Here is a 22,894-nt window from a genome sequence, read left to right as displayed (position 1 = left end):
GAACGGTCGCCGACGACCTGCACGGGCGATGGCCACGACCCCGTCTGTCCCCGCGAGCGGGCAGCCCACCGACGTCCTCCCCGTCGTCTCCCCCGCCGCCCGGCAGGGGGACCATGAGGGGGTGGACCTGACCGACACCCGTTCCGACGTGGGTCCCGACGCTCCGGAGGCTTCCGGCGCCGAGGTCGCGGTGCCGACCCGCGCGGTCGGCGCGGTGCTGCTCGTGGGTGGTCTGGTCGGCGCCGTGGTCGCGCTGGTGCTGCTGCTCGACAAGATCGCCCTGCTCGAGAACCCGGCCTTCGTCCCGTCGTGCAGCATCGACCCGGTGCTGTCCTGCGGCACGATCATGAAGACCTGGCAGGCGTCGCTGCTCGGGTTCCCCAACCCCGTGCTGGGCCTGCTGACCTTCCCTGTCGCCGCGGCCATGGGTGCCCTCGTGCTCGGCGGCCTCGCGCTCCCGCGGTGGGCCTGGTGGAGCCTGCAGGCGGGCACCACGCTCGGCCTGCTGCTCATCCACTGGCTGATCGTCCAGAGCCTCGTGGTGATCGGCGCGCTCTGCCCGTGGTGCATGGTCGCCTGGGTCGCGACCATCGCCATGTTCTGGTTCACCACCGTGCACAACCTGCGCGCGGGGCTCCTCGGCGGCGCGCCGGCGGCGCTGCGCCACCACGGCTGGGGGCTCGCGGCCTGGTACCTGGCGATCGTCGTCGCGATCGTGGCCACCTTCCCCGCCTGGGCCGCGGGTCTGGTGGGCCTGTGACGTCGACGCTGCCCGACACCGGGTCCGTGCTCGACCTCGACATCGGCGGCATGACGTGCGCGGCGTGCGCCGCCCGCATCGAGCGCCGGCTCAACCGGCTCGAGGGCGTGAGCGCCTCGGTGGACTTCGCCGGCGAGGGCGCCCGCGTGGTGCTGGGACCGGACGTCACCACCGCGACCGTCGTCGAGACCGTCGGGCGGCTGGGCTACACGGCCCGGCCGGCGCGGCCCCCGGCGGAGGAGCTCGACGAGCCCGCGGACGACGGCGAGCTGCGCGACCTGTGGCGGCGGCTGGTCGTGGCCGCGGCGCTGTTCGTGCCCGTGGCCGACCTGGCCCTGGCGATGACCGCGGTGCCCTCGCTGCGCTTCCCCGGCTGGGCGTGGGTCCTCGCGGCGCTCGCGGCCCCGGTCGTCCTGTGGTCGGCCTGGCCGTTGCACCGCCGCGCGCTCGCGGGGCTGCGCCACGGCACGACGTCCATGGACACCCTGGTCTCGCTGGGGATCGTCGCCGCGACGGTGTGGTCGCTGGGGGCGGTGCTGCTCGGGGCACCGGAGGCGCCGGCCGGGAGCACGTGGGAGCTCCTGCTGCACCCGTCGGGCCCCGTGTACCTCGAGGTCGCGGCCGGGGTGACGACGTTCGTGCTCGCCGGGCGCTACGTCGAGCGCCGCGCCCGCCGGGCGTCGGGGGACGCGCTGGCCGCGCTGGCGCGGTTGGCGGCGCGCGACGTCGCGGTGCTCGATCCGGACGGCACGGAGCGACGGGTCCCGGTGTCCTCGCTCGAGGTCGGGATGCGGTTCGTGGTGCGGCCGGGCGAGAAGGTCGCGGCCGACGGGCGGGTCGTCGCCGGCGCCTCGGCGGTCGACCGCAGCATGCTCACCGGCGAACCGGTGCCGTCGGACGCCGCCGTCGGCGACGCGGTGGTCGGCGGCACCGTCGCGACGTCGGGGCGCCTGGTGGTCGAGGCCACGGCGGTCGGCGAGGCCACCGCCCTGGCCGGCATGGTGCGGCTGGTCCGCGAGGCCCGCGCCGACAAGGCCGACGTCCAGCGCCTCGTCGACCGCATCTCCGCCTGGTTCGTGCCCGCGGTCGTGGTGCTCGCCGTGCTGACCGCGCTGGGCTGGTGGTTCGCGGGCGCCGGGGTGGCGGGGGCGTTCTCGCCGGCCCTGGCCGTGCTCGTCATCGCGTGCCCCTGCGCGCTCGGTCTGGCGACGCCGATGGCGATGGTCGTCGCGTCCGGTCGCGGCGCGCGGCGAGGCATCTTCCTCAAGGGCCACCACGCGCTGGAGACCAGCCGCCGGGTCGACACCGTCGTGCTCGACAAGACCGGGACGCTGACCACCGGGCGGATGGCCGTGGTGACGGTGCTGGGTCCGTCGCCCGACGTCGTGCTGGCGCGCGCCGCCGCCGTCGAGCGCGGGTCGGAGCACGCGATCGCGGCGGCGATCGTCGCCGAGGCCTCCGAGGTGCCCTCCGAGCCCGACGACTTCGCCGCGCTGCCCGGCCTCGGCGCGCGGGCGGTCGTCGACGGGACGACGGTGACCGTGGGGCGCCCGGACCTGTTCGCGTCCGGGGTGCCGTCGTCGCTGCTGAACGACTGGACGCAGGCCGAGGCCGCCGGACACACCGTCGTCGCCGTGGGCTGGGACGACGCGGTGCAAGGCGCGGTGGTGCTCGCCGACGACGTCAAGCCCAGCGCCGCCCCCGCCGTCGCGGCGCTGCGGCAGGCCGGCCTGCACCCCGTCCTGCTCACGGGCGACCACGAGCGCGCGGCCCGGACCGTCGCCGACGCCGTGGGGATCGACGACGTCGTCGCGGGCGTGCTGCCCGAGGGGAAGCTGGCGTTCCTCGCGTCCCGGCGCGCGGCGGGGGCCGTGGTGGCGATGGTCGGCGACGGGGTCAACGACGGCCCCGCGCTCGCCGCCGCCGACCTGGGCCTCGCCGTCGGCACCGGCACCGACGTGGCCCTCGAGGCCGCCGACGTGATCCTCGTCCGCGACGACCTCACCGCCGTCCCCGAGGCCCTCGCGCTCGCTCGCGCCACCCACCGCACGATCCGCGTGAACCTGGGCTGGGCGTTCGGCTACAACGTCGCCGCCGTGCCCCTCGCCGTCGCCGGCCTGCTGAACCCGCTGCTCGCGGGGCTGGCGATGGCGTTGTCGTCGCTGCTCGTCGTGTCGTCGAGCATGCGGTTGCGGGGTCGCTGAGGGCGGTCCGCGCGGGCCCGAGGGGCACGCTGCGCATGATCGAACCGCGCGTTGGCCTGCCGAACGCGCGGTTCGCTCAGGTCGGGCTGGTGATCAGGGGCGCGTCATCCACACCGCGCGGCGGATCCGCGTGCATGACGCGCTGGTGATCTCCGTCCCGAGGGCCACGCGCCGGGGCTCCCGCGCCCGTGCTGTGCCCTTGCCCGGAACGAGCGAAGGGCCCCTCCGGTCGACGAGATCGACCGAAGGAGCCCTCCGCTCAGGACGGGCGGGCGCGCTCAGCCCAGGGCCGTGTCGAGGTCCCCGGTGTTCTGCTGCTGCAGGAGCTTGCCGTCGACGACGATGGTCGGCGTGCCGAAGGAGCCCTGGCGCTGGAGGGCCGGGTCCGTGGACGCCGCCTGGAAGTTCTGGTTGATCTCGCCGACGTGGCGGCCGCTGGTGACGCAGTCGGCGTAGCCCGGTCCGGCGCCGGCGCGCTGGCCGAGGTCGACGAGCTGGCCGGTGTCGTACGGCTTGCCGCCCTCGGTGGGCTGCGCGGCGTACAGGCTGGTGTGCACGGCCGGGAACGCGTTGTTCTCGGCAGCGCAGATCATCGCGTTGCCGCCCGCCGACGAGTAGCCGGGCGGGTTCGAGCGCTGCTCGAGCAGGTCGACCAGGTGGTAGCGCACCTGGACCTTCCCTGCCGCGATCGCCTGGGCCATGCGCTCGCCGTAGCTCTGCTCGAACGACTGGCAGGCGGGGCAGAGCGCGTCCTCGTAGAGGTCGATGGTGTGCGGGGCGGGTCCGCCGGCCGTGACGACGCCGCCCGCGACGGACGTCTGGTACTGGGCGGGCGCCGGCGCGACGGGGATCGCCTGTCCGCCCGAGCTGTCCGAGCCGTTGCCGGAGAGCAGGACGCCGCCGATGACCACGACCGCGACCAGCACCACGACCGCGATGCCGACGATCGTGGGCATGCTGGACTTGCTGCGCTGCGTTGTCGTGGGGCGCTTCGAGCGCGTGGCCATCCTGGGGATCCTCCTCGTGTCGGGGCCGCACCGAGTGTGCTCGCCCGCGAGTTCCTGTCGTCCGAGGGGGCCACCCGGTTCCCGCGGGTCGGGGAACGGGTCGGGGATCAGCGCCCGCGGGACAGGTCGGCGAGCATCGCGTTCCACGCCGCGAGCTCGGCGTCGCCGTCGCGCTCGGCGTGCCGGTCGCGGCGGGCGGCGTCACGCTGGTCGGCCCGCGACCACTGCACGAGCAGGGCGATGAGCACGACGAGCAGGGGCACCTCGCCGGAGGCCCAGGCGATGCCGCCGGCGAGGCTCTGGTCGGCGAGCAGGTCCGGCACCCAGGGCAGGGCGAGCTGGCGGAAGAACTGCTCGCCGATGAGCGTGTCCGCACTCATGAGCGCGACGCCGAAGAACGCGTGGAAGGGCATCGACGCCAGCAGCATCGCCAGCCGGCCGAGGTGGGGCAGCGGGCGCGGCGCGCGGTCGACCCCGATGATCGGCCAGAAGAACAGGTAGCCGGTCAGGAGGAAGTGCACGAACATCGCCTGGTGCGCCCAGTGGTAGGGCAGCGCCGCGGCGTAGAGCGGCGAGAAGTACAGCGCGTAGAACGACCCGACGAACAGCACGAGCGCGACGACCGGGTGGGTCAGCAGCCGGGGGAACGGCGCCTCGACCAGCGACACCAGCCAGGCCCGCGGCCCGTCCACGCGCTCCCCGGACGGCAGTGCCGGCAGGGCCCGCAGCGCGAGCGTCACGGGCCCGCCGAGCACGAGCAGCACGGGCACGAGCATCGAGAGCATCATGTGCACGCCCATGTGCACGCTGAACGTGGCCATCGCGTGCGCGCCGAGCCCCGAGCTCGTCGACCAGACCAGCAGCGCGCACCCGAGCAGCCACGCCGTCGTGCGCCCGGGCGGCCAGGCGTCACCGCGGGCGCGCAGCCGCCGGACGCCGGCGAGGTAGGCGCCCGCGAGCGCGACCGCGACGACGGCCCAGAGCACGTTGAGGCGCCCGGGACCGAGCAGGCCGAGCACCGTCGGCGGGTCGAGGGTGTAGCCGAGCAGCGTCTGCTGGATCGTCGTCGGCGCCGCCAGGGCGGGCGCCGGCTCGCCCGCCAGCAGCGCCCCGACGCCGGCCGCGAGCACCAGGGGGAGCGCGACGGTCGTGCCCGGCACCCGGGCGCGGGACGTCGTCACCGCCGCGACCACGAGCAGGGCGAGGGCGACGAGCGCCAGCACGCCGTGCACGGTGAGCCACTGCCCGCGGACCAGGACCACCTCGGTGACGGCGGTGCCCACGACGGCGACCGCGGCAGCGGCGAGCGCGACGGGGCGGGCCCGCGTCGCCGTGACGCGGTCCGGGGCCGGGGCGAGCGTCTCGAGAGCGGACAGGCCGAACCAGACGGCGGCCGCGACGGCCCCGAGGGTCGCCGTGTCGGTGGCGATGTCGTGCCCCGCGCCCGCGCTCGCCACCGCCCCCGTGACGACGGGCGCCACGACCGCGAACGCGGCCAGGGGCAGCGCGCCCGCGGCCGTCCGCCAGGACAGCGTCACCCGGCACACCACGGCGACGACCGCGGCGGTCACGCCCGCGACCAGGAAGCCGGCGGGCTCCTCGAGGGCACCGGCCGCCTCCAGGAACGCGTCGGGGGTGACGAGGACGCGCGGATCGCCGCCGGTGCCCGCGAGCACCGTGCCCGCGGCCGCGACCAGCGCGCCGACCGCCCACACCCCCGCCGCGGCTCCGGCGAGGCGCACCGCGCGGTAGCCCTGCGCGCCCAGGGCCCGTGCCCCGCCCGTCGAGGGCCGCGCCACGAGCGCCCCGGCCAGCCCGCCCAGGCACAGGCCGCCGGCGAGCAGCACCACGAGCCGCGCCAGCGGCGTCACCACCCGCACCGCGGCCGGGGGCTCGCCGATCCCGAGCGCGGTGAAGGGCGCACCGCCGCGGGCGAGGACCACGCCGACGACGGCGACCCCGACGAGCACCAGCGATCCGGCGAGCATCGCGCGCGCCGGGTGCGGACCGAGGGCGTCCTCCGCTGCGCCGGACGCAGCGAGGGCGTCCTTCGCTCCACCTCCACCCGGCGCGGCCGCGGCCGGCGAGCGGTCGGGCTCACGCGACGTCGGACTCACGCTCCCAGCGTGGGACGTCGGGCGCCGGTGCGCCGGGCGGGGCGACGGGGCTCTCACTGCGGGCCCACCACCGTCCGCCCGGGGTCGGCGCGGGGCCGGAGCGCGGGGCGGCGCGGACCACGGCGAGGCCGAGCAGGAAGCCGACGACGAGGACGACGTGCGAGACTACGCGGGCGGGTTCGACGCGCCCGGCGAGCAGGTCGACGACGCTGAGCACCGCGAGCACCGCGATGAAGGCGCCGAGCGCGGGCAGCAGGCCGGCGAGGTGGCGGGTCCACAGCGCCCCGGCGAGGAACGCGACGCCGAGCGCGAGGTTCCACGCCGCGCTCTCGTGGGTCGCGTGGGCCATGCCGGCGCCGAGCACCATGAGCGGGTCGGCCATCGCGTCGTGGTGCATCGACGCCCCGAGCAGCGAGGTCAGCCCGAGCACGGCCTGGAGGGCGCCGACGACGGCGAGCCCCGCCCTCGCCGCCGTCCCCCGCCAGCGCGTCCGCGGGCCCGGCGCGGCGTCGAGGACGAGCGCGACGAGGTCGGGCCCGGGCTCGGCGACGCCGGTGCGGGCGCGCCGGGTCACCACCTCGGCGTCACGCCGCCACGCCCGGCAGGCCGCACAGCCGTCGAGGTGCGCGTCGACGCGGGCCTGCTCGGCGGCGTCGGACTCACCATCCAGCGCGGCCGACATCGCCTCCCGGCACCGGTCGCAGTCCATGCCGTGCTGGTCGTCGCCGGGGGTCGTGTGGTTCCCGCTCACCCGGAGCGAGGGGGACGCTCGGTGACGGGCGGCTCGCCGAGGGCGTCGACGAGGTCGGCGCGGGCGCGGGCGACCCGGGAGCGGATGGTGCCGATCGGGCACCCGCACACGGCCGCGGCCTCCTCGTAGCTCAGGCCCACGACCTGGGTGAGCACGAACGCCTCGCGCCGGTCGGCGGCGAGCCCGTCGAGGGCGTCCCGGACGGCGACCGACTCGGCGGGATCGGCGCGCGGGGCCCGGCCGACGGGGCGGTCGTCCTCCGCGGGCTCGGCAGGGCTGACGGGACGGCGGGCGCGGCGGCGCAGGTGGTCGGCGGCCACCCGGCGGGCGATCGAGAGCAGCCAGTTCCGGGCCGGCGCCTCGCCCCGGTAGCGCCGCAGGGAGCCCAGGGCGCGCTCGTAGGTCTCCTGGGCGAGCTCCTCGGCGACCGTGGCGTCCGCGAGGTGCACGAGCAGCCGCCACACCTGCTGCTGGGTGGCGGCCACGAACTCCCCGGCGGCGTCCCGGTGCCCGTCGCGGGCCCGCAGCGCCAGCTCGGTGATCCGGGCGTCGTCCACCGTGTCTCCTCGTCCGTGCCGCCGAGCAGGGATCCCGCGCCGCACGCAGAGCCCGTCGTCGCGGGACCGCCCGGAGTTCCCACCCGTGACCGTCCCGACAAACGGGGGTGGTCGTGGTGCCCGCGGTCCCTACCGTGCCCTCGACGGTAGGCCCCCGCCCGGCGGGAGATCCGAGGAGCCCCCGAGGAGCACCGCCATGACCACCTGTGCTGCGCCTTCCGACCTCTGCCTGAGAAGGAACCGGCGTCCGCCTGAGAACGCTGGTCCTTCCGGTCGAGGATGCCGGGGCGGCAAGGTGAGAAGGCTGCGGCGGGGTTCCCGCGTCGTACCGTCAGCCCCGCCCGCGACAGCTCACGGAGGACCGCGATGACCGCCGACCCGACCGCCGGCCTGCAGCACGTCACCACGTTCTGCGGCCAGTGCTCCTGTGGCTGCCCCGAGCTCTACCTCGACCCCGCCGCCGACGAGGACCGCCGCGTCGTCATCACCGACGACTTCGGCCAGGCCATCCGGATGAGCGTCGCGCAGCTCGCCGTGATCGTCGACGACGCCCGGAACGGCGTCCTCGACGACCTGCTCGCCGGAGCCGGATCACGATGAGCGCCCCCGCACCCGTCGCCGCGGCGCTGGCCGCGCTGTTCCTGGCGGCCGCCGCGCTGTGCACGGTGAGCCTCTGGCGCCGGCGCGGCCGTCACGAGGGCCCCGCCGCGGCCGCCGAGGCCAACCACGTGCTGATGGGCCTCGGGATGGCGGTCATGGTGCTGCCCGCGACGATGAGCGCGGTGCCGCCGGTGGCGGGTGCGGTGGCGTTCGGCGTGCTGGGCGCGGCGTGGGCGGTGCGCCTCGTGGCGTTGCGGGGGCAGGACCGGGCCCTCGGCTCACCGGTCGGCGGCGACCGGTGCGCCGCGCACCCCACCCACCTGCTGCTGTCCAACGCCGCGATGGTGGTCATGTACGTGGCGATGGTCCCGACCGCCGGCGCGGCCACCGGTGTGGCGGGCATGGCGGGCATGCCCGGGATGGACACGGCCGCCCACGCCGGCCACGACGCGCCGCCGCCGCTCGCGCTGTCGGCGCTCGGCGCGGCCCTCGCGGTGTACCTGCTCGTGCACTCCGCGGTCACCGTCGGCGCGATGGTGCGGTCGTCCACGACCGTCGCGGTCGCGGCCGGTGGAGCCGGCGGTCCGGTCGGCACCCTCGCGCGGGTCGGCCGCGTCGTCGACTCCTCCGCCGTGCAGCTCGGCTGCCAGGCCGTCACCGGCACCGGCATGGCGTTCATGCTCCTCGTCCACTGAGTCCACCGGCGAGACACCCGCTCCCCGAAAGGCCCTCGACCGTGAGCGTCGACCAGCAGACCTCGCACGCCCCGACGACGGCCGGACGCCCGGGCACCTGGACCCTGCTGCGGCCCCTCGTCCTGCGCATCCACTTCTGGGCCGGTGTGCTGGTCGGGCCGTTCCTGCTGGTCGCCGCCCTGACCGGTTTCGTCTACACGCTGATGCCGTCGCTCGAGCCCGTGGTCTACCGCGACGAGCTGACCGTGCCGGCGTCGCCGGCCCAGGTGCCGCTGTCCGAGCAGGTGCGCGCCGGCCTCGGGGCGATGCCCGGCACCGACCTGCACGCCGTGCGCCCGGGCGCGACGCCGACCGACACGACGCAGGTCATCGCGACCGACCCGGCCCTGCCCGAGTCGTACTACCGCACCGCGTTCGTCGACCCGCACACCGGCGCGCTGCGCGGGGTGCTCGAGACCTACGGCTCGGGCCAGGCGATGCCGCTGCGCGCCTGGGTCGACCAGCTGCACCGCAACCTGCACCTCGGCGACGCCGGGCGGCTCTACACCGAGCTGGCCGCGTCGTGGCTGTGGGTGCTGGTCCTCGCCGGCCTGGCGCTCTGGATCGGGCTGGTCCGCCGGCGCCGCCGAGCCGATGGGTCGAGCTCCACTCCGCTCCCGCGCCGCGCGAGTGCCCTCCTCGTCCCCCGCGTCTCCGGCGGGCGCCGCGCCCGGTTGCTGTCGTGGCACGCCGTCGTCGGGCTCTGGGCGGCGGCCGGGCTGCTGTTCCTCTCGGCCACCGGGCTGACGTGGTCGACCTACGCCGGCGACAACATCAGCGCCCTGCGCGAGCAGCTCTCCTGGGAGACCCCGGAGCCCACGACGGCGCTGCCGGGGGCGACCGCCCCCACACCCACCGCCGGTGACCACGCCGACCACGGCGGCGCGGCCGGCACGACCCCGCCGCGCGAGGTGCCCTCCGCCTCGTTCGACGTCGCCGCGCGGTCGGCCGCCGAGTTCGGGCTCGACGGCCGGCTCGAGATCACCCCCGGCGACGGGCCGGGCGCCGCGACGACGGTCAGCCAGGTCGACCGCACGTGGCCCGAGCACCACGACGCCATCGCCGTCGACCCCGCCACCGGGCAGGTGACCGACGTCGTGCGCGGCGACGACTGGCCGCTCGCGGCGAAGCTCGCCACGTGGGGCATCGACGCGCACATGGGCTATCTCTTCGGCCTCGCCAACCAGATCGTGCTCGCCGCCCTCGCCCTGGGGCTCGCGTGCGTCGTCGTCTGGGGGCTGGTGCTGTGGGTCCGCCGCGGCCCCGGCCGCCGGCCCGGGCACGTGCCCGCCGACGGCGTCCTGCGCACCCTGCCGGTCGGCCTGCGCGTCCTGGTCGTGGCCGCGACCGTGGCGGTGGGCGTGGTGGTCCCGCTGCTCGGGGCGTCGCTCGTCGTCTTCCTCCTGCTCGAGACGCTGCTCGACCGGCGCCGGACGACGGGGGCCCCTCAGAACGTGTAGCGGTGCAGCCGCATCGCGTCGCGGAGGTAGGGCACGAGGTCCGCGGCGCGGTACAGCGCGTGCCTCGGGCCGGTCGTGGCCGCGGCGGCGAGCTCGGTGACCGTCACGTCGTCGCGCTCGCGCAGCTGCGGGTAGCGGGCCCGGAACGCCGACGCGTCGTACCCCCACCGGAAGCGGGCGTCGAGCCGGAACGCCGCGAGGGTCGCGTTGGACGCCGGCACGATCCAGCCCGGCACCGCGTCGAACGCGAGGGCCCCGCTCGCGCAGCGGGCCAGCAGGCGGTCGACGACGTCGTGCACCTCGGGCGGCGCGAGGTACATGAACAGGCCCTCGGCCAGCGCCAGCGTCGGCCGGTCGCCGTCGACGCGGTCCCACCAGCCGGGGTCGCCGACCGACGCCGCGACGGTCTCGACATCGTCGGGCAGGTCGTAGACCCGGCGACGCAGATCGGCGACGCGGGGCACGTCGACGTCGAGCCAGCGCGACCCGGGCGGCCGCGCGAGGCGCAGCGGGCGGCTGTCCAGGCCGCAGCCGAGGTGCAGGACCTGCCCGTCGGGATGGTCGGCGAGGAACGCCGCGGCCCAGGTGTCGAGGCACTTCGCGCGGGCGTTGATCGTCGCGGTGTCCGAGCTGAACCACTGCCAGGCCCCGGAGCCGTACGCCACGCGGGCCAGGGCGGGGCCGGCGAACGGGTCGCCCAGGATCGGGTGCGCCGACGCCGCGTCCCGCTCGCGCAGGTACAGCGTGATCAGCAGCGTCTCCTCGGACCCGCGGAGGTCGACCGGCTCGGGTGCCACGCCCGCGCACCCTGTCAGCTCCGGGTGTGAGCTGCCGGACCGGGCACCCGGGCGCGGAGCGTGATCTGGCAGCGTGTGGGGCTGATTCGATCGAGCTCGACATCCGAGTACGCGAGGGGGATCGCCGTGTTCACGCGCCGGGTGGCTGTGGTGGGGACCGGTTATGTGGGGCTGACGACGGGGGCGTGTCTGGCGTCGTTGGGTCACCAGGTGGTGTGTGGCGACATCGACGCGGCGAAGGTGGAGCGGCTGCGCCGGGGTGTGGTGGACATCGTGGAGCCGGGGCTGGCGGAGCTGGTCATCGAGCAGGTGTCGGCGGGGCGGTTGTCGTTCGTGGTGGGGGCCTCGAGCGCGGTGACCGGCTTCCCCGGTGATGGTCGTGGCGAGCTGGACGCGGAGATCGTGTTCCTGTGCCTGCCGACGCCGATGGGTGTGGGTGGGGTGGCCGATCTGCGGGCGGTGGAGGCGGTGGTCGAGGAGACCCGCGATCTGCTGGGGTCGGGCACGGTGGTGGTGAACAAGTCGACGGTGCCGGTGGGCACGGCGGCGCGGACCGCGGAGCTGCTGGACCGCGCGGACGTGTCGGTGGTGTCGAACCCGGAGTTCCTGCGTGAGGGCTCGGCGGTGCACGACTTCCTGAACCCGGACCGGATCGTGGTCGGGTGTGACGCGGCGGAGGCCGCGGAGCGGGTGGCGGCGCTGTACGCGCGGCTGGGGGCGCCGACGGTGCTCACGGATGCGGCGTCGGCGGAGCTGATGAAGTACGCGGCGAACTGCTTCCTGGCGATGAAGTTGTCGTACGTGAACGCGATGGCCGAGCTGTGCGAGCGGGTCGGGGCGGACATCGGTGATGTGACCGAGGGGATCGGTTACGACCGGCGGATCGGGCAGGCGTTCCTGTCGCCGGGTCCGGGGTGGGGCGGGTCGTGTCTGCCCAAGGACACCCACGCGTTGCTGCAGGTGGCGGATGCGGCGGACTTCGAGTTCCGGCTGTTGCGCGCGACGATCGACACCAACACCCGGCAGCGGCAGCGGATCGTGGACAAGGTGCGCCAGGCGGTGACGGGCCGGAAGGCGGGGTCGCTGACCCGGGTGCGTCTGGGGCTGTTGGGGCTGACGTTCAAGGCGGGCACCGACGATCTGCGGGACTCGCCGGCGCTGGCGATCGCGGCGCTGCTGCGGCAGGCCGGCGCTGAGCTGGTGGCCTACGACCCGGCGCTGGTGGCGGACCCGGACAACCCGGACAAGACGGTGCCCGGGATGGTGAACGGGGAGATCGACGGGGTGCCGGTGGTGTCGGACCCGGTGGAGGCCGCCCAGGGCGCGGAGGCGCTGGTGGTGCTCACCGAGTGGCCGCAGTTCCGGCAGCTGGACTGGTCGGCGATGGCCGGGGTGATGAAGCAGCCCACCGTCGTCGACACCCGCAACCTGCTCGACCCCGCCACCCTGCGCCGCGCCGGCCTCACCGGCATCGGCCTCGGCCGCCGCGAGGCCGCCTGAGGCCGCCCGAGCCGTCCGGGCCGGGGGGCGGGCTGGTCTGCGCAGCGACGGCCGCCTACCGTGGGTGGGCGTCGGGGCGGCCGTCGACACAGCGTGCGCCGCGGGTCAGGTCTCATCGGAGAGGCGAGGCATGCGCTGCGAGATCGCGGTCGACATCGACTCCTGCCCGGACCACGTCTGGGCGGTCCTCACCGACGTCAACCGATGGGCGCGCTGGACCACCGCGGTGCGCGAGTCGGTGCTCATGGGCGGTGGGTCGCTGACGCTCGGCGGGGCCGTGCACCTGCGCGTCCCCCGGGTGCCCGAGCGCACCTGGCGGGTGGGGGAGTTCCAGCCCCGGCGGCACCGCTTCGCCCTGGACGGAGAGGGCGTCCGCGGCACGGCCCGGGTGCGCTTCGCGCTGAGCCCCGCCGGGGAGAGCGCCCGCACCCGGCTCGTCGTGACGCACGAGCGCACCGGCTGGCTGGGCGTCACGGTCGCGCGGCTCACGGCCCGCACCGTCGAGGGCCACCTGCACACGCTCGCCGGCGACCTCAAGGAGCACTGCGAGACCCGTCGCCGCGCGGGTGCCGAGCCCACTGCCTCGAGCGTCTCCTGATCCGGCCGTTCGGACCAACGTTCGTTGGTTCTTCGGCGTATTCATGCTGGGCCGAGCGGTTGGTGCGACCCGCCGTCGTGTGAGTTCGACGTGATGGCGTGCCACTCGGCTCGTCATGCGCCTCATCGACACCGCCGGCCCCGCCCGGCCCACCCGCACCCGCGTGACCACCGCCGTCGTCACCCTGTCCGCGCTCGTCCCCCTGCTGTTGCTCGGCGTCCGCCCACCGCCGGCGCGGGCCGCCACCGAACCCGCGTGGGGCCTCGTCGCGTCCTCGTGCTCGGCGTCGGACATCGCGGCCAACCGCTCGGCCGGCATCGGGCTCGTCGAGGTCGAGGCCTACTGGGACCGCTACCTGCCGAGCGGCGCCGGGAGCGTGAACACCGCCTACGTGACCGACCTCCGGAACCGGGTCACCGCGTGCCTGAACGCCGGGATCCGCGTCGTCCTCGGCACCGGCACCCAGTACCCGCCGGGCTGGGTCCGGGCGCTCTCCGGCGCCGCGCTCGTCGACCAGCGCGGCAAGAGCCCCACCACCGGCGCCATCGACACGGTCTTCTCCTCCGCGGTGCGCAGCGCCCAGGCCGACTACCTCCGCCGGATCGTCGCGGACCTGCCCTCGGCGCGCCTCGACGGCATCCGCGTCGGCACGAGCACCGCGGGTGAGGTCGGCTTCCCGGGCCCGAACGAGGCGGGCGACGGGTTCCTCCAGAGCTGGTGGGCCTTCGGCCCCGCACCGCAGCAGGGGACCGGGCTCGCCACCGGGACACCCAGGACCCCGATGCCGGGCTGGAAGCCGGGACAGGCGACCTGGAACGGGACGACCGTCAGCGCGGCGATGGTCCAGAACTGGTTCCTCTGGTACTCCCGCTCGCTGCTCTACGCGATCAAGGGCCAGGCCGACGCCCTGCGCGCGGCCGGGTACGGCGGGGCGGTGCACGTCCCGTCGCCGGGCAAGGGGGTGCTGCCCGCCGACCTCACGGCCGCCGCGAACGCCCGCCTCGACGGGACCGGCGACCGCGACGGCTCGCTCGGCCGCGGGCTCTACTACGTCGACCAGTTCCCGGTGCTCGCGGGCAACGTCGCCGGGCCCGTGGTGGTCGACCTCACCGGCGTCGACGACGCCACCGCGGTCACCGCGCGGTCGCTGACCCCGCCGCAGGACACGTGCACCGCATCGGACGCGACCACGAGCGTGCAGGCGGGCACGCCCGTGCAGAACTGGTCGAACCTGCGCTTCGCCCGCGCCCAGGCCGCTCGTGCCGGGCTGGCGGCGGTGGGCGAGAACCCGGGCCCGCCGGCCGCGGAGACCGGGGGGACGGCGACCAGCGACTCCGAGAGCGAGCAGATCCGGCGCAGCCCCGCGTACGCCCGCGGCTGCTCGCTGCTGGCCTTCTTCCTCGCCTTCGAGGGCGTGCTGAACGACCCGGCGTCGGGGGTGACGCGGCAGGACTACGTCAGGGCCGTCACGGGCGCCGCGCGGTGATCTCGTCGGGCCTGCGGGTATGCCAGCGTCATGGAGTCCGCGGATCCCTCGCTCGGCACCTCGCACTGGGTCCCCGGGCCCCGGCAGGTGCTGCGCGAGGCGCTGATGCTGACCCGGCTCCCGCGCGGCGTCGCCGGGATGCTGTGGCGCTGCGTGCGCCCGGACGTCGCGGTGCACGTCGTCGAGGAGGTCGGCGACCACCGCGACCTGCCGCCCCACCTGGTCGACGCCACCCCGCGCGACCAGCCCCTCGAGGCCGGGCACGGGCCCGCGCTCCACCGCGAGTTCCGGGTCCGGGTCGTCGGCGCGCAGCGCAGCGCGCCCGACCTCGTCGACGCCCTCGCGCGGGACATGAACCGCGCCGTCGTGCCTGGCGTCGCGCGCTTCGACTACGTCGCGGCGAGCGGGGCGATGCGGGTCGGCGAGGAGCTGGTGGTCCGCATGCCCGGGCCGTGGGACGGGCCGGTGCGCGTGCTGTCCCGGGAGCCGACCGCGTTCCGGCTCGGCACGCTGACCGGGCACCTCGAGGCCGGGCAGATCGAGTTCGCCGCCCGCGACCTGGGAGACGACCTCGAGTTCGGGATCACCACCTGGGCCCGGGCCGGCGACGTCGTGGCCGACGTCCTCTACAGCCGGCTCGGGCTGGCCAAGCAGATCCAGTACCTGCTCTGGGTGGAGTTCTGCGTGCGGGCGGCGGCTCTGGCCGGCGGCCGCACGCCCGACGGCGTCCGCGTCCTGACCCGCACCGTCTCCTGGCCGGAGATCCCGGACGAGAATTCTCCGCGCGCCGTGTAACAGCGATCCGGGCGCCGACGACATCCCCTGTGCCCCGCGCGGCCACCGGACCCCCGACCCGGTGGCCCGCGGGGCTTTCTCGTGCCTGGGGCCCTCACCGCTCCGTGACCGGCACTCGCCCCGCGTTCGAGTGGTCCATGATCACGCAGGGACACGCGGGGTGGATGTGACGGCCCGGTGTCCCTCGACCGACGTACCCTCGCCCGCGTGGAGCCTGACCCGCGCGTGACGACGGCCGTGGTCGGCCTGCTCATCGCGTTCTGCGCGGTGCTCCTGTTCAAGTGGCTCGCGCTGGTCGCCGTCGCCGCGGTCGTCGTGGTCGGTGTCCTGCGGTTCGCGTTCCGGCGGCTGCTGCGCGCGATCCGCGCGCGCCGGACCGCCGGCGAGGACGCTGCCGCCGCGGCGGCCGACCCCGCGCCCGTCGTGGTGCTGGCCAGCGGCCCGCCGTGCTCGTGGTGCGGGCTGGTCGGCGGCCACCACGACCTGCACGGACGCCCCGTGCGCCCCCGGCACGCCCACGCCCTCCCGGCGCCCTCGTACCGCGCGTCCTGAGGTGCCCTGCGGGCTCGTCAGCACGTCCGCGTGATCGGGCACGCGGAAGCGCTCACGCGAGGCGGAGCCTCACCAGCAGCGCGCGGTGGTCCGAGCCCGGGACGTCGATCACGGTGACGTCGCGGGCCTGCGGGCCGCCGCTGGCCAGGACGTGGTCGATCTGGGCGCCGACGGCCCGGGGCACGCCGGAGAACCAGGTGCCGGTGAGGCTCTCGCCGCGCGCGGCCGCGGCGTCCGTGCACCCCTGCGTGCCCGACCGGAACGCCGAGTGGTCCGGGGTCGCGTTGAAGTCGCCGACGACCAGGGCCGGCCCCTCCGCCCGGGAGCACCAGCGCGACAGCAGCTCGAGCTCCTCGGGCCAGTAGGAGATCCAGCCCGGGACGATCGACACGACGTGCACCGCGCCGAGGTGCACCGGGCCGAGGATGCCGCCGGTGAGCTCGGCCCACGGGTAGCGCGTGTCGGTGGGGGAGCCGGGCGCGTCCGAGATCGTGCGCGCGGTGACGTCGCCCGCCCGGGGCGCCGTGAGCACGGTGATGCCCCGGACGTCGGCCGCCCGGGGCGGGACATTCGTCCACGACCGGTAGTCGGGCAGCAGCGCGGCGATCCGGGAGCGGAACAGCTCGCCCGCCTCGGGCAGCACCACGATGTCCGGGCGCTCCCGCCGGACGACGGCCGCGAGCGCACCGACGTCGGCGTGGCCCTCGAAGGCGTTGAGCTCCAGGACGGTCAGCGGCGTCCCGCCCGGCGGCGGCGCCTCGCCGGGGACCGCCCGCGGCACGACGAAGGACGCGGCCACCGCGACCACGACCGCGACCCCCACGAGGCCGACGGTCGCTGCCCGGCGACGGGGCCGGCGCCGCCGGACCAGCCGCACGACGACGACGGCCAGCACCACCGCCGCGATCCCGACGCTGAGTGCGGGGCGCAGGGCGGCGAACACCGCGAAGGGCAGGTGGTGGTCGAGGCCGCCGAGGAGGTCCGGGAGGAGCACCACGGCGGCCAGCACCACGGGCACGAGCGCGCCGACGACCCCCAGGACCCGGCGCGGTCCCGACCGGCGGGGCTCGAGCTCCGGATCCGGGTGTCCCGCGACGAGGTCGGGGACGCGGGGCATCGAGCCAGGCTAGGTCGCCGGGTGCCGGTGGGGCGTGAGGAGGGTCAGTCGACGGGACGCGGCCCGAGGCCGCCGATCCCGCGGGCGTCGCGCCCGATCTTCAGGTCGGTGACCAGCACCGAGCCGCCCTGGCGGATGTTCGGGTCCCGGTACATGCCCATCTTCATGTACGCCGAGGCCGTGCTCATGGTGCCCTGGCGCGGGCTCCAGTCGGTGACACCGGTGGCCTGACCGCCGCGCCAGACCGTCACCGAGCTCTGTGACGGGTCCTGGGAGAACCGGATGTGCATCGTCAGGTCGATCGTGTCGCCCGGACGGACCGCGCCGATCGAGCGCATGTCGTCCCCGTTGCTGACCATCATCAGCTGGCCCTGCGTCACCTGCAGGGCCAGGGGCGGCGAGCCGCTCGGCAGCGCGTGGTGCCACTGGAGCAGCAGCTGCCAGCTGCCGGTGTTCGTCGGGAAGTCGTCGGAGAGGCGGGCGGTGTAGCGGACGTACTGCTCGTCGCCGTCCCGCGGTTCCGTCCCCGGGCCCTGCGGCAGCACCTCGCTGCGCTTGCCGCCGGGGCCGAGCGCGAACTGCCACGCCTGCCGGCCCGGGGCGTCGGGGTTGTCGACGATCCGGGGCTTGCTCCCGTTCTCGACCAGACCGCTGTCGCCGCTGTTGTCGAACAGCTCGCTCAGGCTCCCGGCGGCGAGGTCGAACAGCGCACCGATCACCGGGGCCGGGCCCTGCGCCGCCGGGGTCGTCGAGCTCGCGGGCGGCGCGACGGGCAGGGCCGGCGGCGCCGTCGCGGCATCGGGGGCGCGCTCGAAGAGCCCGGCCGGCGCCGAGGCCGTCGGGATCTGCTCGGCCGGGGCGCTCGGGACGAGCGGCGAGCCGACCGAGGTCAGCGCGAAGAGCGCGGCCACCCCGCCGCCGCCGATCAGGCCGATCGTCGCCCGCAACGGCAGGCCCTTGCGGCGCGCCGCGGCGTGGGACGGGCCGGTCGTGCCGTGCGCACCGGCCGTGCTGCTGACGACGCTCGTCGCGCCGGTGCCGGGACCGCTGCGACGGCCGTGCGCCCCGGGGCGCCCGATGCTCGTGGCCGTCGTCTCCGCGGCGCGGACGGTGGTGGTCCTGGCCTCGTCGGGGGTGGCGCGGACGGTGGTGGTCGCGGCCTCGTCGGCCGCGTCGGCCTCGTCGGGCTCGGCGAGGGGTGTGACGGCGGGTGTGGCGGCGGGCGTCACGGTGGGACGGCCGGTGTCGGCGCTGCGGTGCCGGCTGACGCGGTGCTCGGTGGTCCGCTGCTGGGTGGTCCGCTGCTCGCTGAACCGCTGCTGGGTGGTCCGCGGCTCGGCCGGGGCGCTGTGCGCGGCGGTCACGGATGCCGGGGTCTCCGGTGCCCGGTGGCCGCCGGTGCGCGGGCCCGGGGACCAGGGACCGGTCGGCGTCACGGGCGCCACCGCCGACGACGTCGGGGCCGGTGCGGCCGTCGCCGTGACCGTCTCGGTGGTCTCCGGCGCCCGGTGACTGCCGGTGCGGGGCCCGGTGACGCGCGGCGCGTCGCCGGGAGCCGGCTCCGGGGCCCGGTGGCCGCCGGTCCGCGGTCCCGCGGCGTGGGGGACGGCCGCCGGGGCGCTCACGGGGGTCTCGACGGTCGGGGCGTCGGCATCCCCGCTGTCCCCGCGGTACGACCAGCTGCCGGTCGACGGATCGAACGCGAGCCGGCCGCCCGGGGACTGGTGGCGCCCGGTGCCGACGGGCTCGGCGGCCGGCTCGGCGGTGACCGGCTCCGCGGCCCGGCGGTGACGCGCCGCGGAACCGCCGTCGCTGGACACCGTCTCCGTGTCGTGGTGACCTGTCGCGCGATGGGCGGAAGGGCCGCTACCCGGCGTGCGGAGGCCACGCTGCGCCCGGTGCCCGCGGGCGCGGCGGCGCCCGTCGCCGGGCGAGGGGTCGGCGTGGGTCACCACGTCGGTCATCGAGGGCGTCCTCCGGGTCGGTCCGGACCGGTGAGCCCTCCACCTGTCGCGCGGCCGTACGGATCGTGCTCGTTCATGAACAGCTTGTCACCCGACCGTGACCGAAGCGTGCTCCCGAGCGACCCCTTGGGCCGAACGGCGTCCTCATAGCGGCGGATGGCTGCTCCATCCTGCCTGCACAGGCGGCCAACCGGGTTGCCGGGGTCCCTTTCCGCGCTGTCCAGAACGTCCGGGTCGGATCGCGGTGAGGTCACGGCCCGGTGTCGGCGCGGCGTCGACGACCGGTCCGACGGGCGGCGGGCGGGCTCGCGGAGGGTCGTCGGACCGCCCCGCTCGGCGCGCGTCCCGTGCGGGTCGTCGCCGCGTCCGGGGCGTGGATCGGGACCTGAAAGGGCCTCGCCCCGGTCGTCGCGTGAGGTAGGCCGAACGGGTGAGCAGCCCGGCCGGTCGTCGCGTCCCGGCGGCGCGTGGGCGTCGGTGTCCTCAGGGTCTCTCAGGTTCGCCGTGCGTGGCCAGGCGCTTCCCTAGCGTTCCCGGCGATGAACACGACGACCACGCCGGAGCGCCCCACCGCGGGGCCGGGTCCGGCCGCCACGAGTGTCCCCGGGCTCCGTGACGGCGCCGGGCTGGTGCGGATCGGGCTGCACCTGCTGCTGGCGGCACTGCCGCTCCTCGCGATCTCCGCGCACGTCTTCGGCGTGATCAAGATGCAGTACTCGGCCGGCATCCTCGTGATCCCGCTGGCCACGGCCATCGTGGCGCTGACCGTCCTCGCCCCGCACGGCGGGGACCGGGTGGTCGCGAGCGGCATGTGGTGGGGCGTCGTCGGCTGCGCGATCTACGACGGGTTCCGCCTGACCACCGTGCACGTCTTCGGCTGGTGGGCCGACTTCATCCCGACCATGGGCACCTGGATCACCGGCAATCCGGACGACCTCACCTCCGGCGCCGTGGTCGGCTACCTGTGGCGCTACATCGGCGACGGCGGCGGCATCGGGATCACGTTCTTCGCCCTCGCCTGCGCGGTCGGCATGCAGAGCTGGTCCCGGCGCGCCGTCGTGGGGGCGGCCGTCGCGTTCTCGGTGTTCCCGGTGTGGGCGGGCCTCATCGGCACGGTCGCGATCGCGCCGCGGGGACAGACGATGATGTTCCCGCTGACCTGGGTGACGCTGACGCTGTCGCTGATCGGTCACCTGATCTTCGGCTTCATCATGGGCCTGGGCTTCCACCGGTCCCGCGCGGTCCGCAGCGCCTGGCCCTGGAAGCCGCTGACCGGCCAGTTCCCGGCCATCACCACCGGGCGCCAGCTCGCGCTGCCCGGTCCGCGCGCCCCGCACACCCCGCCGGCGGGCCAGTCGATGGACCCCGACACCTGGGAGCTCTGGCGCCAGCAGCTCGAGGCGAACACCCGCAGCCGGCGCACGCACAGCGTGCGCTGAGCGGAGCACCCGCTCGCCTCCCGGAAAGACTCCGCTCCCCGGCGCCGCACGGCCCCGGCCCGACCCCCGACGGGCCGGGGCCGACGCGGCTCCGCGGTCGGGAGGATCCGACCCCGGACAGCACACGGCCCGGGTGGCGTTTCGGGGATGCCACCCGGGCCGTGAGGGTCCTGCGTGCGGTGCGACCTACTCGGAGTCGCCGCCGTCCGACCCGCCGGGCACGGAGCCCGCCAGGGTGTCGACCGTGGACTGCACCGTGCTCGAGGCCTGCGAGGCGCCGGGCACGCTGCTGTCGACCGCGCCGAGGATCTCCTTCGCCGGCGGGCAGGCGGCGTCGTGCACCGGCTTGCTCGCGGCGTTGACGGTCTCGAGCGTCGAGGCCGTGGCGTTGCCGGTCGCGGCGTTCGCGACGTGGTCGACCGTCTCGCCGCTCTTGTCGACGATCGGGATCTCGCAGCTCTCGCTGCTCTTGTGCTCGCTGCCGTGCTCGCTGTCGCTCGAGCTCTCGTGGCCGTGCGACGGGGCCTCGCCGGCGAACGCCATGCCGGCGCTGCCGCCGACCAGCGCGAACGCGGCGGTGGCGGTGAAGAGCCCGCGGCTCGCGACGGTGGTCATGGCGCCGCCGGAGCGGCGGGCGGAGTGCGTGCCCATGTTCGGGAACCTCTCGCGTCAGGGTGGGAAGCGTGGTCGACGCACGGGGTCGCAGACCCTGGACGTCCGGGAACGTGACGCGGCGTTCCCTTGAGTCGACCAACGAGTGATGTCACGACTCGATAACGGCCCGATCTCGGAACTCACACGACCGAGGGACAACCTCGCCGTGACGTGCGCGGGAGCAGGGGCTGAGCCGACCGGGTGGACGGGGTCAGCCGAGCCGCGCGACCCGCAGCGTCACCGCACCGCGGTTGGAGCCGTAGCCGGTCCAGGCGTCGTTGGCGAAGGCGTAGAGGTAGCCGCCGCGGGTGAGGACCAGCTCGCGCTCGCCACGGGACCCGATCGGCACGGTCGTGCCCTCGTGCACGGTGCCGTCGAGGTCGACGACGTCGTCCGCCACGGCGGCGACCAGCTCGAGCCACCGGGCCTCGGGCACCCGGCGGCTGCCGACGACGTCGCCGCGCGGGTTGCCCGTGGCCCGCTCGACGAGCGCGCGCACCCCGTCGAGCACCGTCCCGACCGCGTAGGACGGCCACGAGGTGACCGGCCAGGGCGAGGCCCCCGTCGCCGGGGAGGCGGCACCGTGGTCGCGCCACGACCCCGACACCGCAAGCGCGTAGCGGCCGGGCGGCAGGTAGAGCCCCGTCTCGACCCAGGGCTCGGCCGCGCCGACCGTGACCGTCTCGCCGTCGCCGGAGGGCACCGTCCCGGGCCGGTAGGGCGGGGTCAGGTCGCAGCGACGGCGGGCGGCGGCGGAGGCGCTGACGTCGTCGGCGCCGTCGACGACGTGCGGTGCCGACCGGGGCCGCGGGCTCAGCAGCCGCCAGACGCCGTCGACGCCGTCGTCCAGCGCGCCGCACGGACGGCCCTCCGGGCGGGCCGGGGCGTCCGGTGCCCAGCGCGGCGCGATCGTCGCGTCGAGCTCGTCGATCATCCAGCGCAGCGCGCCGTCGGAGAGGTCGGTGTCGGGCTTGCCGCCGCCGACGTCACCGTGGCCGCCCGGGAACCAGACCTGGGCGAACGAGTCGTGCCGGCCCTCGGGCGGCGTCCGCCACACCGACGGCACGTACGGCCCGCGCATCTCGTCGAGGGCCAGCGCCTGGCGGGCGTTCCGGACGTCGGGGGTGAGCTCGAGGTCGTGGAACTGGACGCGCTCGCCGCCGACCAGCGACGAGACCAGCCCGAAGGTCTTCGGGACGCCGAGCGCGCCCACCGTGTCCCACACGCCGAGGAACGCGACGGGCGCGCGGTCCTCGGGACCGAATCCCCGGTGGAAGGTGAGGCCCTCGAGGTCCTGCTGCGCGCGGTAGCCCTCGGCGTAGATCCGCGCCACGACCGCGTTCCGCGCGGCGTCGTCCTGGTCGGCGGTGAAGGCGACGAGCCCGCAGCGCGCGAGCATCCCGACGAGGCTGCGCACGGTGAACGCGCCACGGCTGAACCCGAGCAGCACCAGCTCGTCGCCGGGGGAGAAGGTCTCGGCGAGCCAGCGGTAGGCCTCGGCGATGTGGGCGGCGAGGCCGAGCCCGAGCGCGCCGTCGAGCACCCGGCGCACGGGTCCGCCGTCGGTGCCGACACCCGGGAAGTAGCGGGGCACCTGGTCGTCGGTCGCGGCCAGCCGGTCGTACAGCCGCCGGACGTTGGTGCGGTCGGTGGCCGTGTTCCAGGTCCCGTCGCAGCAGACGACGAGGCGCCGCGTCACGCTCACCCGACCAGTGTCCCGGTTGGATGATCACTCCGACGACCTGCCCGCCGTCGGCCCGCCCGGGGCCGTCGGGGAGGCTGGACGCGGAGATCCCGGCACC

20 protein-coding genes are annotated in these 22,894 nt (G+C 76.0%); 11 read left to right on the top strand and 9 right to left on the bottom strand.

What is annotated here, in order from left to right:
* Positions 1-121: 121 nt before the first annotated feature.
* Positions 122-760 (top strand): vitamin K epoxide reductase family protein, encoded by a 639-nt coding sequence (locus ACR9E3_RS17235; RefSeq protein ID WP_460381588.1) that lies wholly within the window; start codon positions 122-124, stop codon positions 758-760.
* Positions 757-2,964: a heavy metal translocating P-type ATPase gene (locus ACR9E3_RS17230; protein WP_460381586.1), complete on the top strand. Its 2,208-nt coding sequence runs from the start codon at positions 757-759 to the stop codon at positions 2,962-2,964. Before ACR9E3_RS17235 ends, ACR9E3_RS17230 begins: the two co-directional genes overlap by 4 nt.
* A gap of 278 nt (positions 2,965-3,242) precedes the next feature.
* On the opposite strand, the gene ACR9E3_RS17225 is transcribed toward ACR9E3_RS17230, so the two are convergent.
* The 4 genes from ACR9E3_RS17225 to ACR9E3_RS17210 all read right to left on the bottom strand — a co-directional run bounded on the left by ACR9E3_RS17225 (position 3,243) and on the right by ACR9E3_RS17210 (position 7,396).
* Positions 3,243-3,971 carry a DsbA family protein gene (locus ACR9E3_RS17225; protein WP_460381584.1) on the bottom strand — a complete coding sequence of 243 codons (729 nt, stop codon included), beginning with the start codon at positions 3,969-3,971 and terminating at the stop codon, positions 3,243-3,245.
* 107 nt (positions 3,972-4,078) lie between these two features.
* Positions 4,079-6,088, bottom strand: coding sequence for a cytochrome c oxidase assembly protein (locus ACR9E3_RS17220; RefSeq protein WP_460381582.1), 2,010 nt, complete (start codon positions 6,086-6,088; stop codon positions 4,079-4,081).
* The gene (locus ACR9E3_RS17215) at positions 6,069-6,839 is read right to left on the bottom strand and encodes a zf-HC2 domain-containing protein (protein ID WP_460381580.1); all 771 of its coding nucleotides are present in this window, start codon (positions 6,837-6,839) and stop codon (positions 6,069-6,071) included. The genes ACR9E3_RS17220 and ACR9E3_RS17215 overlap by 20 nt, the downstream gene beginning before the upstream one ends.
* Positions 6,836-7,396 carry a sigma-70 family RNA polymerase sigma factor gene (locus ACR9E3_RS17210; RefSeq protein ID WP_460381578.1) on the bottom strand — a complete coding sequence of 187 codons (561 nt, stop codon included), beginning with the start codon at positions 7,394-7,396 and terminating at the stop codon, positions 6,836-6,838. The genes ACR9E3_RS17215 and ACR9E3_RS17210 overlap by 4 nt, the downstream gene beginning before the upstream one ends.
* Before the next feature lie 366 nt (positions 7,397-7,762).
* Between ACR9E3_RS17210 and ACR9E3_RS17205 the strand changes: the two genes are divergently transcribed.
* The 3 genes from ACR9E3_RS17205 to ACR9E3_RS17195 are packed head-to-tail and all read left to right on the top strand — an operon-like array spanning position 7,763 to position 10,190.
* Complete coding sequence (locus tag ACR9E3_RS17205; RefSeq protein WP_460381576.1) at positions 7,763-7,996, top strand: hypothetical protein; 234 nt, start codon at positions 7,763-7,765, stop codon at positions 7,994-7,996.
* Positions 7,993-8,691 (top strand): DUF5134 domain-containing protein, encoded by a 699-nt coding sequence (locus tag ACR9E3_RS17200; protein ID WP_460381574.1) that lies wholly within the window; start codon positions 7,993-7,995, stop codon positions 8,689-8,691. Before ACR9E3_RS17205 ends, ACR9E3_RS17200 begins: the two co-directional genes overlap by 4 nt.
* Positions 8,692-8,732: 41 nt before the next feature.
* Complete coding sequence (locus tag ACR9E3_RS17195; protein ID WP_460381572.1) at positions 8,733-10,190, top strand: PepSY-associated TM helix domain-containing protein; 1,458 nt, start codon at positions 8,733-8,735, stop codon at positions 10,188-10,190.
* Here the strand turns inward: ACR9E3_RS17195 and ACR9E3_RS17190 are convergent.
* Positions 10,178-10,987, bottom strand: coding sequence for a class I SAM-dependent methyltransferase (locus ACR9E3_RS17190; protein ID WP_460381570.1), 810 nt, complete (start codon positions 10,985-10,987; stop codon positions 10,178-10,180). The genes ACR9E3_RS17195 and ACR9E3_RS17190 overlap by 13 nt on opposite strands.
* 126 nt (positions 10,988-11,113) lie before the next feature.
* Here ACR9E3_RS17190 and ACR9E3_RS17185 point away from each other — a divergent pair, with 126 nt between their 5' ends.
* From ACR9E3_RS17185 to ACR9E3_RS17165, 5 genes are all read left to right on the top strand, one after another.
* Complete coding sequence (locus ACR9E3_RS17185) at positions 11,114-12,487, top strand: UDP-glucose dehydrogenase family protein (RefSeq protein WP_460381568.1); 1,374 nt, start codon at positions 11,114-11,116, stop codon at positions 12,485-12,487.
* A gap of 130 nt (positions 12,488-12,617) precedes the next feature.
* A complete protein-coding gene (locus tag ACR9E3_RS17180) occupies positions 12,618-13,085 on the top strand; it encodes an SRPBCC family protein (RefSeq protein WP_460381566.1) in 468 nt (155 codons plus the stop codon).
* A gap of 115 nt (positions 13,086-13,200) precedes the next feature.
* The gene (locus ACR9E3_RS17175; protein WP_460381565.1) at positions 13,201-14,571 is read left to right on the top strand and encodes a hypothetical protein; all 1,371 of its coding nucleotides are present in this window, start codon (positions 13,201-13,203) and stop codon (positions 14,569-14,571) included.
* A gap of 30 nt (positions 14,572-14,601) precedes the next feature.
* On the top strand, positions 14,602-15,366 hold the full coding sequence (locus ACR9E3_RS17170) for a DUF1990 family protein (protein ID WP_460381563.1): 765 nt from the start codon (positions 14,602-14,604) through the stop codon (positions 15,364-15,366).
* Positions 15,367-15,573: 207 nt separating this feature from the next.
* A complete protein-coding gene (locus ACR9E3_RS17165; protein ID WP_460381562.1) occupies positions 15,574-15,918 on the top strand; it encodes a hypothetical protein in 345 nt (114 codons plus the stop codon).
* Positions 15,919-15,970: 52 nt separating this feature from the next.
* Here the strand turns inward: ACR9E3_RS17165 and ACR9E3_RS17160 are convergent, their stop codons facing one another.
* Positions 15,971-17,035 (bottom strand): endonuclease/exonuclease/phosphatase family protein, encoded by a 1,065-nt coding sequence (locus ACR9E3_RS17160; protein WP_460381560.1) that lies wholly within the window; start codon positions 17,033-17,035, stop codon positions 15,971-15,973.
* A 44-nt stretch (positions 17,036-17,079) separates the two neighbouring features.
* Complete coding sequence (locus ACR9E3_RS17155; protein ID WP_460381558.1) at positions 17,080-18,999, bottom strand: heparin lyase I family protein; 1,920 nt, start codon at positions 18,997-18,999, stop codon at positions 17,080-17,082.
* 539 nt (positions 19,000-19,538) lie between these two features.
* Here ACR9E3_RS17155 and ACR9E3_RS17150 point away from each other — a divergent pair.
* On the top strand, positions 19,539-20,438 hold the full coding sequence (locus ACR9E3_RS17150; RefSeq protein WP_460381557.1) for a hypothetical protein: 900 nt from the start codon (positions 19,539-19,541) through the stop codon (positions 20,436-20,438).
* 186 nt (positions 20,439-20,624) lie between these two features.
* Here ACR9E3_RS17150 and ACR9E3_RS17145 read toward each other — a convergent pair whose 3' ends face one another.
* The gene (locus ACR9E3_RS17145; protein ID WP_460381555.1) at positions 20,625-21,089 is read right to left on the bottom strand and encodes a hypothetical protein; all 465 of its coding nucleotides are present in this window, start codon (positions 21,087-21,089) and stop codon (positions 20,625-20,627) included.
* Positions 21,090-21,303: 214 nt separating this feature from the next.
* Positions 21,304-22,797: a DUF2235 domain-containing protein gene (locus ACR9E3_RS17140; protein WP_460381553.1), complete on the bottom strand. Its 1,494-nt coding sequence runs from the start codon at positions 22,795-22,797 to the stop codon at positions 21,304-21,306.
* Positions 22,798-22,894: the final 97 nt, after the last annotated feature.

Source organism: Actinomycetospora sp. C-140 (assembly GCF_054796175.1).
Note: the sequence above shows the minus strand (reverse complement) of the source record. Positions and strands in the feature narration are given on the sequence as shown.